Genomic DNA, 14318 nt, shown 5'->3' with positions numbered 1-14318 from the left:
GTCGTCGCAATATGCGTCCACGCATGGTAACGATGACTGCAGTGGCGAAGTGCTGCGGACTGCTCCACCTGCTCGGGCGGGCAGCCGGTCTCCGCGAACTCGTCCCCTTTATACGTGTCCGCCTCGCGCGGCGCGGGCACGTACCCTGTCCTGTTGTGCCGAACGCCAACAATGACACCCACGCCCCGCAGACCGAGCGCAGCGCAGAGTCGACGCAGGCGCTGAACCAGGTCCAGCGCCGCGCCGTCAGCGAGCTGCTGCGCGTGTCGCCCGTCGCGGACGATCTGGCCCGCCGTTTTCAGGAGGCCGGGTTCACTCTTGCCCTGGTCGGCGGTTCAGTGCGGGATGCCTTGCTGGGCCGGCTCGGCAATGACCTGGACTTCACCACCGACGCCAGGCCCGAGGACGTTCTGAAGATCGTCCGGCCGTGGGCGGACGCGGTGTGGGAGGTCGGCATCGCCTTCGGCACCGTCGGCTGCAAGAAGGACTCCTTCGACATCGAGGTCACGACGTACCGCTCGGAGGCGTACGACCGGACCTCCCGCAAGCCCGAGGTGTCCTACGGCGACTCGATCGAGGACGATCTGGTGCGCCGGGACTTCACCGTGAACGCGATGGCCGTGGCGCTCCCGGAGAAGGAGTTCATCGACCCGCACAACGGCCTGGAGGACCTCGCGGCGCAGGTGCTGCGCACGCCGGGCACCCCGCAGGAGTCCTTCTCCGACGACCCGCTGCGCATGATGCGGGCGGCGCGCTTCGCCGCCCAACTGGACTTCACGGTGGCGCCCGAGGTCGTGGCCGCGATGAAGGAGATGGCGGACCGGATCGACATCGTCTCCGCCGAGCGGGTGCGTGACGAACTGAACAAGCTGATCCTGGGCGCGTACCCCCGCAAGGGCCTCGCGCTCCTGGTCGAGAGCGGCATCGCCGACCGGGTGCTGCCGGAGCTGCCGGCGCTGCGGCTGGAACGTGACGAGCATCACCGTCACAAGGATGTCTACGAGCACTCGCTGATCGTCCTGGAGCAGGCCATCGACCTGGAGGAGGACGGTCCGGACCTGGTGCTGCGGCTGGCGGCGCTGCTGCACGACATCGGAAAGCCGAAGACCCGGCGATTCGAGAAGGACGGCCGGGTCTCCTTCCACCACCACGAGGTGGTCGGCGCGAAGATGACCAAGAAGCGGATGACCGCGCTGAAGTACTCCAACGAGATGGTCAAGGACGTCGCGCGGCTGGTGGAGCTGCACCTGCGGTTCCACGGCTACGGCACGGGTGAGTGGACCGACTCGGCGGTCCGACGGTACGTACGGGACGCCGGTCCGCTGCTGACGCGGCTGCACAAGCTGACCCGCTCGGACTGCACCACGCGGAACAAGCGCAAGGCCAACGCGCTCTCGCGAGCGTACGACGGGCTCGAGGAGCGCATCGCGCGGCTGCAGGAGCAGGAGGAGCTGGACGCGATCCGGCCGGACCTGGACGGCAACGAGATCATGCAGGTACTGGACATCGCGCCCGGGCCGGGAGTCGGCAAGGCGTACAAGTACCTGCTGGAGCTGCGGCTGGAAAACGGCCCGATGGACCGGGACGCGGCAGTCGCGGCGCTCAAGGAATGGTGGGCCGAGCAGCAGAGCTGATCCCGGCGGCCGACGTGTCGGCCGCTCATGTTTCACGTGAAACCTCGCGCTCATGTTTCACGTGAAACACCCCCCGCATCGCCCCGGTCGTCTTTCGGCCGGGGCGATGTTTCACGTGAAACACGAGTCCGTGCCATGGCGAGCGCGACGGCCAGATGGATCAACGCCACCCCGATGATCAGTACGGGAGAGCGGCCATCGGGCGGCAGTACGAGGGCCGCCACCCCGGCCGCCCCGACGAAGGAGACGTGGAAAAGCACGTCGTAGAGGGAGAAGACCCGGCCGCGGAATGCGTCGTCGACGGCGGACTGGACTTCCGTGTCCGTGGCGATCTTCGCGCTCTGGGTCGTGAGGCCGAGGATGAAGGCGCCGACGAGCACGGGCGCCAGCGCGAAGGACAGAGCGAGCGCGGGGACCAGTACCGCGGCGGCGCCGGCACACACCGCGATCCAGCCTATGGCGGTCAGCCGGGTGACCGCCCAGGGGGACAGCAGCGCGGCAGCGAAGAATCCGGCGCCGGACGCGGCGAGCGCGAACCCCAGCGTGGTCATCCCGTCGGGCCCGCTCTGCGGCCAGTAGGCACGGCACAGCATCAGCACGGTGATCGTCAGCGCGCCGTAGCAGAAGCGCATCAGCGCCATCGCGGCCAGCGCCCGAGCGGCGGACCGGCGCCGGCCGAGGTGGGTCAGCCCCGAGGCGAGCCCGCGAGCGGTGCTCAGCAGGGCGACGGAGACACGTGGTGCGACGCGGCCAGGGTCCGGGCCGAGGAGCGCCGCGGGGATGCGCAGCGCGACGAGGGCGGCGCAGAGGTAGAGGACAGCACCGAGCAGGACGGCGAGCACGTCGGATTCCACGCCGGCGAGCCGCACGGCGAAGGCGAGGCCGCCACCTGCTGTGGCGGCGAGCGTGCCGGCCGTGGGGGACAAGGAATTGGCCACTACCAGCGCCTCGGCGTTGTCGACGACGTGGGGCAGCGCGGCCGACAGACCGGCCAGGACGAAGCGGTTGACCGCGGTGACGCAGAGGGCGGAGGTGTAAAAGAGCCAGTCCGGCGCGTCGGTCAGCAGCAGTACCGCGGTCGCGGCGGCCAGGACCGTACGGAGCAGATTGCCGTGGAGCAGGACCTGGCGGCGGCGCCAGCGGTCCAGGAGTACACCGGCGAACGGCCCGAGCACGGAGTACGGGAGCAGCAGCACCGCCATGGCGGAGGCGATCGCCGCGGGAGACGCCTGCCGCTCGGGGGAGAAGACGACGTAGGAGGCGAGGGCGACCTGGTACACGCCGTCGGCGGCCTGGGAGAGGAGCCGGACGGCCAGCAGCCGGCGGAAATCGCGGCGGCGGAGGAGTACGCGGAGGGCACGCACGGCTGACATGGGCCACAGCCTCACACAGGCCGCGGGCCCCTGGGGAGATCCCAGGGGCCCGCGTCAGGACGGTGCGGTCGCGGCGGCGTCCGCGGTCGCGCTAGCTCAGCGCTCGACCTCGCCCTTGATGAACTTCTCGACGTTGTCCCGGGCCTCGTTGTCGAAGTACTGGACCGGCGGGGACTTCATGAAGTACGAGGAGGCGGAGAGGATCGGGCCGCCGATGCCGCGGTCCTTGGCGATCTTCGCGGCGCGCAGTGCGTCGATGATGACGCCCGCGGAGTTCGGGGAGTCCCAGACCTCGAGCTTGTACTCCAGGTTCAGCGGGACGTCACCGAAGGCACGGCCCTCCAGGCGGACGTAGGCCCACTTGCGGTCGTCCAGCCAGGCGACGAAGTCCGAGGGACCGATGTGGACGTTGTCCTCGCCCATGTCGCGGTCGGTGATCTGGGAGGTGACGGCCTGCGTCTTGGAGATCTTCTTGGACTCCAGGCGCTCGCGCTCGAGCATGTTCTTGAAGTCCATGTTGCCGCCGACGTTCAGCTGCATCGTGCGGTCCAGGATGACGCCCCGGTCCTCGAAGAGCTTGGCCATCACGCGGTGCGTGATGGTGGCGCCCACCTGGGACTTGATGTCGTCACCGACGATCGGGACGCCCGCCTCGGTGAACTTGTCCGCCCACTCCTTGGTGCCGGCGATGAAGACCGGGAGGGCGTTGACGAAGGCGACCTTGGCGTCGATGGCGCACTGGGCGTAGTACTTCGCGGCGTCCTCGGAGCCGACGGGGAGGTAGCACACCAGGACGTCGACCTGCTGGTCCTTGAGGACCTGGACGACGTCGACGGGAGCCTCGGCGGACTCCTCGATGGTCTGGCGGTAGTACTTGCCGAGGCCGTCGAGGGTGTGGCCGCGCTGAACGGTCACGCCGGAGCGCGGCACGTCACAGATCTTGATGGTGTTGTTCTCGCTGGCGCCGATGGCGTCGGCGAGGTCGAGGCCGACCTTCTTGGCGTCGACGTCGAAGGCAGCCACGAACTCGATGTCCCGCACGTGGTAGTCACCGAACTGCACGTGCATCAGACCGGGCACGCGGCTGTCCGGGTCGGCGTCCTTGTAGTACTCGACGCCCTGTACCAACGATGCGGCGCAGTTGCCCACGCCGACGACGGCTACGCGAACCGAACCCATTCCGGTTGCTCCCTGTTTGTTCTCGACGCGGCTCCGCGGCTGCGGAGCCTCATGTTGCGGTGTCATCGGACGGATCCGGCCGGGATCCACCCCGGTGTCGGGGCAGGCCGCCCGTCTCTCCTGACTCATTGCGGTCCGGTGCTGCGGCATCCGGGGCACGCTGATCGCGCCCGGCCCGCTCGCTTTCGATCAGCTCGTTCAGCCAGCGCACTTCGCGTTCCACGGACTCCATGCCGTGCCGCTGCAGCTCGAGGGTGTAGTCGTCGAGCCGCTCGCGGCTGCGGGCCAGGGAGGCGCGCATCTTTTCGAGGCGCTCCTCCAGGCGGCTGCGCCGGCCCTCCAGTACACGCATGCGTACGTCGCGCGAGGTCTGCCCGAAGAAGGCGAACCGGACACCGAAGTGCTCGTCCTCCCAGGCGTCGGGCCCGGAGTGGGAGAGCAGCTCTTCGAAGTGCGCCTTCCCCGCCGCCGTCAGCCGGTAGACGATCTTGGCTCGGCGCCCCGCGAGTGACGCGGCCGGGGCGGCGCCCTGGGCCGTGTCTCCCCCGGTCTCCTCGGTCAGCCAGCCGTGCGCGACCAAGGATTTCAGGCAGGGGTAGAGCGTGCCGTAGCTGAACGCTCGGAAAACGCCCAGCGAAGTATTGAGCCGCTTCCGCAGCTCGTACCCGTGCATGGGGGACTCGCGCAACAGGCCGAGCACGGCGAATTCGAGGATGCCGGACCGTCTGCTCATCCTCCGCCTCCCCAGCTGTGTGCGCTCTTTATGCCGAGCTGATGTATCGACTCGATACATCCAGACGATAGAACGGGCCGCTGAGTGGAACAAGGGCGGGGACGGTGAACGGCATCACATCGTCGATTCGCTGTAGCCAACGTGACTGATTTGGAGTGAATTTCGAGCCTGGGCAGGTTTTGGCCGTGCGTAGTCTGTGCGGCATGCAGACTGCCGGGAACCAAGTGGCGAGAAGTGGCGTCTCCGTCCCCGGTGTAGTGCGGCCCGTGCGACCAATGCGGGCCGTGTTGTCGGGGGGACCTGAAGTGAACTGCCGCCTTCAGGCGATGAGATAGCGCGCCTGCCCGAGGAGTAACCGTTCCATGAGCGAGCACCGTCGCAAACCGCCGCAGCCGCAAGGTGGCGGACGTGCCGCGGCCCGACGCGCCGCACAGCAACAATCGAGTGGCCGCCGAGCCGCGCCGTCGCGCGGTTCCAGCAGGGCGTCCGCTCCTGCTGCCGCTTCCCCGTCCGGCGCGCCCGAGCAGGAGCCTCCCTACCAGGGGCGGGCGGCTGCGCGCCGGGCTGCGCAACGCGGCGGGCGCCGGAGGGCGCCCGAGGCGGCGGCTGCCGGAGGCGCCGGCCGCGGCGGCCGGCGCTCCGGCGGCGGTGCGGGTGGCAATGGTCACCCGCCCAAGAAGCGGTTCATCGACTACCCGCGCTGGGGCAAGGACGGAGCGCGCCGCTGGGTGCCGTCCTGGCGCCTCGTGCTGGGCAGCTGCCTGGGCTTCATTGGATTGGTGCTCGGCCTGTCCGGCATCGCGCTGGCCTACGTCGACGTTCCCGACGCGCAGAAGCTCGCGGGGGTGCAGAAGAACGTCTACTACTGGGGCGACGGCAAGCAGATGGTCGTCGCCGGTGGTGGTGAGCTCAACCGCCAGATCGTGCCGATCAGCCAGATCCCGAAGTCGATGCAGGACGCGGTGATCTCCGCGGAGAACGCCTCGTTCGAGACGGACTCCGGCGTCGACCCGATGGGTATCGCCCGCGCGGTGGTCAAGATGGCCTTGGGCGGTGAGACGCAGAGTGGCTCGACGATCACCCAGCAGTACGTGAAGAACACGTACCTGAACCAGGAGCAGACGCTCAAGCGCAAGATCACCGAGCTGTTCATCTCGATAAAGGTGGGCGCCTCGGAGCCCAAGCCCAAGATCCTGGCCGGGTACCTGAACACGGCGTACTACGGACGTGGCGCCTACGGCATCCAGGCCGCGTCGCGTGCTTACTACAACAAGGACAGCGAAGACCTCACCAGGAGCGAGGGAGCCTTCCTCTCCTCGCTGCTCAACGGCCCCAACCTCTACGACCCGTTCGTTACGACGGAGAGCAAGAACGCGAACCTGAAGCGGGCCAAGGCACGCTGGTCGTGGACGCTGGACCGTGAGGTCGAGGTGGGCCGGCTGTCCAAGGCGGCACGGGCCAAGATCCAGGACTTCCCCACGCCCCGGCCGCCGAAGAAGGCCATGGACCTGCGGGGCCAGAAGGGCTACCTCGTCGACCTCGCCAACAACTACATCACCGCCAACACCAACATCTCGGAAGCCGAGCTGAAAAAGGGCGGATACTCGATTCACACCACCTTCGACCGGAAGAAGATGGGTGAACTGACCAAGGCGGTCGAAAACGTCTCCAAGAAGGCGCTGAAGCCCGAGCAGCGCGCGGTCGACAAGTACGTGCAGTTCGGCGGGGCCTCGGTCGAGCCGAAGTCCGGGAAGATCGTCGCCATCTACGGCGGCAAGGATGCGACGGAGCACTACACCAACAACGCCGACTACACCGGTGTCCAGGTCGGCTCGACCTTCAAGCCGTTCGTCCTGGCCGCGGCGATGGACAAGGGCGTACGGGACCCGAACAATCCGGCCGTCCGCACTCCCGTGTCGCCGAGCAGCATGTACAACGGCAACAACAAGGTGCGGCTGCTCAACTACGACGGGACCGTCTGGCACGACCGGGACGGCAAGGAATGGCACCAGGCCAACGACGGCAATGAGGACAAGGGCCGCGTCAGCCTGCGCACCGCCATGCAGTACTCGGTGAACACGCCCTTCATCCAGCTGGGCATGGACGTCGGCACCGATGTGGTGAAGCAGGAGGCCATCGCCGCCGGCCTGCGGGACGACAACAGCATGGCGCGGACCACGCCGACCTTCTCCCTGGGTACCTCGGCGCCCAGTGCGATCCGGCTGGCCGGTGCGTACGCCACCTTCGCCGCGAGCGGCGAGCAGACCGACCCGTACTCCGTCGAATCGGTGACCAAGGACGGCACGGAGTACTACAAGCACGAGACGAAGACCAAGACGGCCTTCGACCCGAACGTGGCCAACAACGTCACGGACGTGCTCAAGAACGTGGTCGAGAAGGGCACCGGTACGGCGGCGAAGCTGCCGGACGGCCGCGAGGCGGCCGGCAAGACCGGTACCACCGACGACAACAAGTCGGCGTGGTTCGCGGGCTATACCAAGCAGCTGGCCACCACGATCGGCATGTGGCGCGTCAACGACCAGGCCAAGGTCCAGAAGTTCCTGAAGATGTACGGCGTCGGCGGTGAGGAGAAGATCCACGGAGCTTCGTTCCCCTCGCAGATCTGGCGTGACTACATGACCCAGGCAATGGCGGGTCAGGAGATGCTGCCCTTCCCGCAGCCGCAGCCGATCGGCAAGGTCGTCTACGGCGAGAGCGCGAGCCCGAAGCCGACTCCGACGGAGACCGAGGAGAAGCCGACGGACGAGCCCTCGGAGACGCCTTCGGAGAGCCCGAGCGAGTCCTCCCCCAGCCCGTCGGCGAGCGACACCTGCTCGCCCTGGGACCTGGGCTGCAAGGACGAGGGAGGCCAGGACGGCGGCCCGACCGGTGGCCCGGGCGATCCCGGCGAGGAGACCTCGCCACCGGCGACCGAGCCGCCCGGCGGCGGCGACGACGGTGGTGGTTTCTTCGGAGGCCCGGACGGCTTCGAGAACTGACCGCGCGCTGTTTCACGTGAAACGCTCGACTGGTTTCACGTGAAACAGCGGATGCGACACAACGAGCCCCCGCCCGGCATGCCCGGGCGGGGGCTTCGCCGTCTCCGGCACAGAGACGTGCGGCAGGATGACCCCATGACGAGCGTGCGACAGGACGAGCCCGTACGGCCGACGCAACGGGACGAGGTGGCGGCGGCCGGCAGCGAGCTGATCGGCGGCCCGCTCGGCCGCCGCGTTCTGCTCGGTGCGAGCTGGTGGACGCCGGTACGCGTCATCGCTCTGGTCGCCCTGGGGATGTTCGCGCTGGGGATGGTGCAGAAGCTGCCCTGCTACAACGGCGCCTGGTTCTTCGGCGCGACCAGTCAGTACACCCACGCCTGTTACTCGGACATCCCGCACCTCTACGCCGGACGTGGGTTCGCCGAGAACCTCGTCCCGTACTTCGACCGGCTGCCCGGTGACATGCAGTACCTCGAATACCCGGTGCTGACCGGGGTGTTCATGGAGGTCGCCTCGTGGCTGACCCCGCACGGCGGCACGATGCAGCACCGCGAGCAGATCTACTGGCTGGTCAACGCCGGGATGCTCATGGTCTGCGCCGCCGTCATCGCGGTCTGTGTGGCCCGGACGCACCGCAAGCGGCCCTGGGATGCCCTGCTCGTCGCCCTGGCGCCCGCCTTCGCGCTGACGGCCACCATCAACTGGGACCTGCTCGCCGTCGCGCTGACCGCGGTGGCGATGCTGCTCTGGTCGCGCAGCCGCCCGCTCGCCGCCGGGGTTTTCATCGGGCTGGCGACAGCGGCCAAGCTCTACCCCGTCCTGCTGCTGGGGCCGCTGTTCGTCCTGTGCTGGCGGGCCGGGAAGTGGCGGGCGTTCGGCGCGGTGGCGGGCGGCGCGGTCTTCTCCTGGCTGGCGGTGAACCTGCCCGTGATGCTGCCGGCCTGGGACGGCTGGCAGAAGTTCTACACCTTCAGCCAGGAGCGGCCGATCGACTTCGGTTCCGTCTGGCTGTTGATCTCCCAGCGCACCGGTAACCCGCTGGAGTACGCCAACACCTACGCGACGCTGCTGATGATCGTCGGGTGCGGGGCCATCGCGCTGCTCACGCTCTACTCGCCGCGCCGCCCGCGCCTGGCCCAGCTGGCGTTCCTGGTCGTCGCGCTCTTCGTCCTGACCAACAAGGTCTACTCACCGCAGTACGTGCTCTGGCTGATCCCGCTGGCCGCACTGGCCCGGCCGCGCTGGCGGGACTTCCTGGTCTGGCAGGGCTGCGAGGTCATGTACTTCCTCGGCATCTGGCTGTACCTCGCGTACAGCGGCAGCGGGGACAAGCACCAGGGCCTGCCGCCCGAGGGTTACCAACTCGCCATCGTCCTGCACCTGTTGGGCACGCTGTACCTGTGCGCGCTGGTGGTCAGGGACATCCTGCTGCCGGACCGGGACACGGTGCGCCGGGAAGGTGCCGACGACCCCTCGGGCGGCGTCCTGGACCAGGCCCCCGATGTGTTCGTCCTGGGGCAGCACCACTCGCCGCGGCACGCCGCCCCGTTCGAGGGCGTGGCACGGGTCGAGTGGGGGCCGGCCGGGGACTGATCGCCGGCGCGTTCTGGCAGGTTGTCCGGAGAACGCGGCGGGCCCGGACGCACGGCGCGTAGCCGGGCGTCCGGGCCCGTTGTCATAGCCCGGAAAACCGCAGGTCAGCGGTCCACGAGACGGTCGAACTGCGTGGTGGTGTGCCGCAGGTGGGCCACCAGCTCCTCGCCGACCTTGGGCTCCGGTGCGTCGCTGGGCACGAACAGGATGGAGACCTGCATGTGCGGAGGCTCCGCGAACCAGCGCTGCTTGCCGGACCACACGTACGGCGAGAGGTTACGGTTCACCGTCGCCAGGCCCGCCCGGGCGACGCCCTTGGCGCGGGGCATCATGCCGTGCAGCGCCTTGGGGGCCTCCAGGCCGACGCCGTGCGAGGTGCCGCCGGCCACCACGACGAGATAGCCGTCGGAGGCCGCCTTCTGCTGGCGGTAGCCGAAGCGGTCGCCCTTGGCGACGCGGGTGACGTCCAGGACCGCGCCGCGGTACTCGGTGGCGTCGTGGTCGCCGAGCCACAGCCGCGTGCCGATCCGGGCGCGGAAGCGGGTCTGCGGGAACTGGGCCTGCAGCCGGTGCAGCTCATCGGCCTTGAGGTGGCTGACGAACATGGTGTGCAGCGGCAGCCGCGCGTTGCGGAGCCGGTCCATCCAGCCGATGACCTCGTCCACCGCGTCCGTGCCGTCGGTGCGGTCCAGCGGGAGGTGCATGGCGAAGCCCTCCAGCCGTACGTTCTCGATCGCGGAGGCCAGCATCGGCAGCTCCTCCGGCGTGACGCCGTGCCGCTTCATGCTGCTCATGACCTCGACCACGACCCGCGCCCCGGCCAGTCCGCCGAGCCCCTGGACCGAGGAGACCGAGCGGATCGCCCGGTCCGGCAGCGGCACCGGCTCCTCGCCGTGCCGGAACGGCGTCAGGACGAGCAGGTCACCGCTGAAGAAGTCCTTGATGCGGGCCGCTTCGTAGGTGGTGCCGACGGCCAGGAGGTCGGACCCCAGGCGGGTCGCCTCGTCGGCGAGACGCTCGTGGCCGAAGCCGTAGCCGTTGCCTTTGCAGACCGGGACCAGCCCCGGGAACTGCTGCAGCACCTGCTGCTGGTGCGCCCGCCAGCGCGCGGTGTCGACGTAGAGGGTGAGCGCCATGGCCGGCCCGTGAACCTTTCTCTTTGCTGTGGTGCGTCGGATCTGTGGGGGATGTCGCCGGGCGAGCGGTCAGCGCCGCGACATGTAGATGTCCAGCGCCTTGTGCAGGAGCTTGTTCAGCGGGAAGTCCCACTCGCCCAGGTACTCCGCCGCCTGCCCACCGGTACCGACCTTGAACTGGATCAGCCCGAAGAGATGGTCGTTCTCGTCCAGCGAGTCGCTGATGCCGCGCAGGTCGTAAACGGTCGCGCCGAGCGCGTAGGCGTCCCGCAGCATCCGCCACTGCATCGCGTTGGACGGGCGGACCTCGCGGCCGATGTTGTCGGACGCGCCATAGGAGTACCAGACGTGGCCGCCGACGACCAGCATCGTCGCCGCGGAGAGGTTCACGCCGTTGTGGCGGGCGAAGTACAGCCGCATACGGTTCGGGTCCTCGCTGTTGAGGGCCTTCCACATGCGCTCGAAGTAGCTCTGCGGCCGCGGGCGGAAGTGGTCACGCACCGCGGTGATCTCGTACAGCCGCTGCCACTCGGCGAGGTCCTCGAAGCCGCCCTGGACGACCTCGACGCCGGCCTTCTCGGCCTTCTTGATGTTGCGGCGCCACAGCTGGTTGAAGCCCTTGTGGACGTCCTCCAGCGAGCGGTTCTCCAGCGGCACCTGGAAGACGTAGCGGGGCTGTACGTCACCGAAGCCCGCACCGCCGTCCTCGCCCTGCTGCCAGCCCATGCGGCGCAGCCGGTCGGCGACCTCGAAGGCGCGCGGCTCGATGTGGGTGGCCTCCACGTCCCGCAGCCGCTTGACGTCCGGGCTCTGGATGCCGGACTTGATCGCGGCGGCGTCCCAGCGGCGGATGACGACCGGCGGGCCCATCTTCACGGAGAAGGCGCCCTGCTGCTTGAGATGCGCGAGCATCGGCTGCAGCCAGTCCTCCAGGTTGGGCGCGTACCAGTTGATGACGGGGCCCTCGGGGAGGTACGCGAGGTACCGCTTGATCTTGGGCAGCTGGCGATACAGGACCAGGCCGGCGCCGACGAGCTGACCGGTGGAGTCGAACCAGCCCAGGTTCTCGGAGCGCCACTCGGACTTCACATCGGCCCAGGCCGGGACCTGCATGTGACTGGCCGCGGGCAGACTCTGGATATATGCCAGATGCTGCTCTCGACTGATGGTCCTCAGGGTCAGGCTCATGCGGGGCGCTCCTCGGCAGGTTTGTCCCCGTGGTCGGGGCTCCGGCTCTCGCGCCGAAGCCTACTGCGCCAAGGGAGCGCCCCGTCTGGGCCTACGTACGCAGACGTCCGTACGTCATCCGTGCGGCTAGCCCAGCACGCCTCCGAAGAGGCCGCCGTGCGCCATGCCGAGGAAGAAGCCGAGTGCTGCCGCGCCGAGGCCGATGATCAGCACGAAGCGTTCCCCAGTTGTGACGGAGATGAATTGTCCCCAGGCACCTGTGCCGATGCCGAACAGCCCGGCCCAGGAGCTGAGCAGGTGCAGGTGGGTGAAGTAGGCGGAGATGACGGCGACGAGGCCCAGCACCAGCGTCACCGCGGCGAGGGTGTTCTCGAGGGGGTGCGCCTTGCCGTCGCTGTTCAGCAGGGAGAGCAGGCCGTGCTGCTGCTGGGGCTTCTGGGGCTGTACTGCATGTGCCATGCGGCACCTCCGTAGACAGGGCGGCGCACTGTAACGCCGCTCACACCCGTTGTGTTCCAGATTGGGGGGATCGGTGGCCTGATTTCAACCGGAAGCCTTCAGGCGGGTACTCTGTACGGTCTGCGCCCATGTCTGTCCGCATTCGCTGTACGGACCGGGCGCGGAACGCATCACGACCCTCCTGCCACGGAACGACCGTGGCCGCTGAGTCCAAAGGAGGTGGGTTCCACATGCGTCACTACGAGGTGATGGTCATCCTCGACCCCGATCTGGAGGAGCGCGCTGTCTCCCCCCTGATCGAGAACTTCCTTTCCGTCGTCCGTGAGGGCAACGGCAAGGTCGAGAAGGTCGACACCTGGGGCCGTCGTCGTCTCTCGTACGAGATCAACAAGAAGCCCGAGGGCATCTACTCGGTCATCGACCTCCAGGCCGAGCCGGCCGTCGTCAAGGAGCTCGACCGTCAGATGAACCTGAACGAGTCGGTCCTCCGGACCAAGGTCCTCCGTCCCGAGACCCACTGACCGCGTAAGCGTTCAGCGGACATCGGGTTCGAGTAGCAACACAGCAGCCAGCAGCACACCCGCCGAGAGGTTCCCCTAATGGCAGGCGAGACCGTCATCACGGTCGTCGGCAATCTTGTCGATGACCCCGAGCTGCGCTTCACCCCGTCCGGTGCGGCGGTCGCGAAGTTCCGCGTCGCGTCCACTCCCCGCACCTTCGACCGTCAGACCAATGAGTGGAAGGACGGCGAGAGCCTGTTCCTGACCTGCTCGGTGTGGCGTCAGGCGGCGGAGAACGTCGCCGAGTCCCTTACGCGGGGTACCCGCGTGATCGTGCAGGGCCGCCTCAAGCAGCGGTCGTACGAGGACCGCGAGGGCGTGAAGCGCACGGTCTACGAGCTCGACGTCGACGAGGTCGGCGCGAGCCTGCGCAATGCCACGGCCAAGGTCACCAAGACCAGCGGCCGGGGTGCTCAGGGCGGCGGCTTCGGCGGCGGCCCGCAGGGCGGCGGCCAGGGTGGCGGCGGCTGGGGCGGCGGCCCCGGCGGCGGCCAGCAGGGCGGCGGGGCTCCCGCCGACGACCCCTGGGCGACCGGTGCTCCTGCAGGCGGTGGCCAGCAGGGTGGCGGCGGTGGCGGCTGGGGCGGTGGCTCCGGCGGCGGCTACTCGGACGAGCCGCCCTTCTAGGCACGTACGTCTGGCACGTACACGCGGGGCTGTTTCACGTGAAACACGGTTTCACGTGAAACGTGGTCCGGCGGCCTGAGGGCGCCAGCACAAACTTCTTGAACTCACTGGAGAGAGACAATGGCGAAGCCGCCTGCTCGCAAGCCGAAGAAGAAGGTTTGCGTGTTCTGCAAGGAGAAGATCTCCTACGTCGACTACAAGGACACGAACCTGCTGCGGAAGTTCATTTCCGACCGCGGCAAGATCCGTGCCCGCCGAGTCACCGGCAACTGCACCCAGCACCAGCGTGACGTCGCCACGGCCGTGAAGAACAGCCGTGAGATGGCGCTGCTGCCCTACACGTCCACCGCGCGATAAGGGAAGGGTGACCGAAACATGAAGATCATCCTCACCCACGAGGTCTCCGGCCTCGGCACCGCCGGTGACGTCGTTGACGTCCGTGACGGTTACGCCCGTAACTACCTGGTCCCGCGCGGTTTCGCGATCCGCTGGACCAAGGGCGGCGAGAAGGACGTCGAGCAGATCCGCCGCGGTCGCAAGATCCGCGAGATCGCGTCGGTCGAGCAGGCCAACGAGGTCAAGGGTCAGCTCGAGGGCGTCAAGGTGCAGCTGGCCGTCCGCGCCGGCGACGCCGGCCGCCTGTTCGGCTCCGTCACCCAGGCCGACATCGCCTCGGCGATCAAGGCCGCCGGTGGCCCGGACGTGGACAAGCGCCGCGTTGAGGTCGGTTCGCCGATCAAGACCCTGGGCGCGCACCAGGTCTCCGTGCGTCTGCACGCCGAGGTTGTCGCCAACGTCGGCGTCGAGGTCGTCGCTGCCTGAGTGCAGCCCGATCGC

Annotated in this window: 13 protein-coding genes; 7 read left to right on the top strand and 6 right to left on the bottom strand. The window is 68.5% G+C overall.

Annotation, left to right across the window (positions count from 1 at the left end):
• The first annotated feature begins 155 nt into the window (after nt 1-155).
• On the top strand, nt 156-1634 hold the full coding sequence (locus AB0I82_RS24280) for a CCA tRNA nucleotidyltransferase (protein ID WP_363259450.1): 1479 nt from the start codon (nt 156-158) through the stop codon (nt 1632-1634).
• Between the two features lie 50 nt (nt 1635-1684).
• Here AB0I82_RS24280 and AB0I82_RS24275 read toward each other — a convergent pair whose 3' ends face one another.
• From AB0I82_RS24275 to AB0I82_RS24265, 3 genes are all read right to left on the bottom strand, one after another.
• Nucleotides 1685-3007, bottom strand: coding sequence for an MFS transporter (locus tag AB0I82_RS24275; protein WP_363259449.1), 1323 nt, complete (start codon nt 3005-3007; stop codon nt 1685-1687).
• A 96-nt stretch (nt 3008-3103) separates the two neighbouring features.
• Nucleotides 3104-4186 carry an inositol-3-phosphate synthase gene (locus AB0I82_RS24270; RefSeq protein ID WP_363259447.1) on the bottom strand — a complete coding sequence of 361 codons (1083 nt, stop codon included), beginning with the start codon at nt 4184-4186 and terminating at the stop codon, nt 3104-3106.
• A gap of 49 nt (nt 4187-4235) precedes the next feature.
• On the bottom strand, nt 4236-4919 hold the full coding sequence (locus AB0I82_RS24265) for a PadR family transcriptional regulator (RefSeq protein ID WP_363259446.1): 684 nt from the start codon (nt 4917-4919) through the stop codon (nt 4236-4238).
• A gap of 362 nt (nt 4920-5281) precedes the next feature.
• Between AB0I82_RS24265 and AB0I82_RS24260 the strand changes: the two genes are divergently transcribed.
• Nucleotides 5282-7918 (top strand): transglycosylase domain-containing protein, encoded by a 2637-nt coding sequence (locus tag AB0I82_RS24260; protein ID WP_363259445.1) that lies wholly within the window; start codon nt 5282-5284, stop codon nt 7916-7918.
• Nucleotides 7919-8053: 135 nt separating this feature from the next.
• A complete protein-coding gene (locus tag AB0I82_RS24255) occupies nt 8054-9511 on the top strand; it encodes a glycosyltransferase 87 family protein (protein WP_363259444.1) in 1458 nt (485 codons plus the stop codon).
• Nucleotides 9512-9615: 104 nt separating this feature from the next.
• On the opposite strand, the gene AB0I82_RS24250 is transcribed toward AB0I82_RS24255, so the two are convergent.
• The 3 genes from AB0I82_RS24250 to AB0I82_RS24240 form a co-directional block, all read right to left on the bottom strand.
• On the bottom strand, nt 9616-10647 hold the full coding sequence (locus AB0I82_RS24250) for an alanine racemase (RefSeq protein WP_363259443.1): 1032 nt from the start codon (nt 10645-10647) through the stop codon (nt 9616-9618).
• Between the two features lie 69 nt (nt 10648-10716).
• Complete coding sequence (locus AB0I82_RS24245; RefSeq protein WP_363259442.1) at nt 10717-11835, bottom strand: peptidoglycan bridge formation glycyltransferase FemA/FemB family protein; 1119 nt, start codon at nt 11833-11835, stop codon at nt 10717-10719.
• Nucleotides 11836-11961: 126 nt separating this feature from the next.
• Nucleotides 11962-12294 carry a hypothetical protein gene (locus tag AB0I82_RS24240; RefSeq protein WP_363259441.1) on the bottom strand — a complete coding sequence of 111 codons (333 nt, stop codon included), beginning with the start codon at nt 12292-12294 and terminating at the stop codon, nt 11962-11964.
• Between the two features lie 230 nt (nt 12295-12524).
• Here AB0I82_RS24240 and rpsF point away from each other — a divergent pair, with 230 nt between their 5' ends.
• The 4 genes from rpsF to rplI all read left to right on the top strand — a co-directional run bounded on the left by rpsF (nt 12525) and on the right by rplI (nt 14303).
• Nucleotides 12525-12815 (top strand): 30S ribosomal protein S6, encoded by a 291-nt coding sequence (gene rpsF / locus AB0I82_RS24235; RefSeq protein WP_003978891.1) that lies wholly within the window; start codon nt 12525-12527, stop codon nt 12813-12815.
• Between the two features lie 78 nt (nt 12816-12893).
• On the top strand, nt 12894-13481 hold the full coding sequence (locus AB0I82_RS24230; RefSeq protein WP_030259504.1) for a single-stranded DNA-binding protein: 588 nt from the start codon (nt 12894-12896) through the stop codon (nt 13479-13481).
• A gap of 120 nt (nt 13482-13601) precedes the next feature.
• Nucleotides 13602-13838, top strand: coding sequence for a 30S ribosomal protein S18 (gene rpsR / locus AB0I82_RS24225; protein ID WP_003978893.1), 237 nt, complete (start codon nt 13602-13604; stop codon nt 13836-13838).
• An 18-nt stretch (nt 13839-13856) separates the two neighbouring features.
• Complete coding sequence (gene rplI, locus AB0I82_RS24220; protein ID WP_363259440.1) at nt 13857-14303, top strand: 50S ribosomal protein L9; 447 nt, start codon at nt 13857-13859, stop codon at nt 14301-14303.
• The last annotated feature ends 15 nt before the right edge of the window (nt 14304-14318 follow it).

The organism is Streptomyces sp. NPDC050315, from assembly GCF_040655775.1.
In the GTDB taxonomy this organism is placed as follows: Bacteria; Actinomycetota; Actinomycetes; order Streptomycetales; family Streptomycetaceae; genus Streptomyces.
Note: the sequence above shows the minus strand (reverse complement) of the source record. Positions and strands in the feature narration are given on the sequence as shown.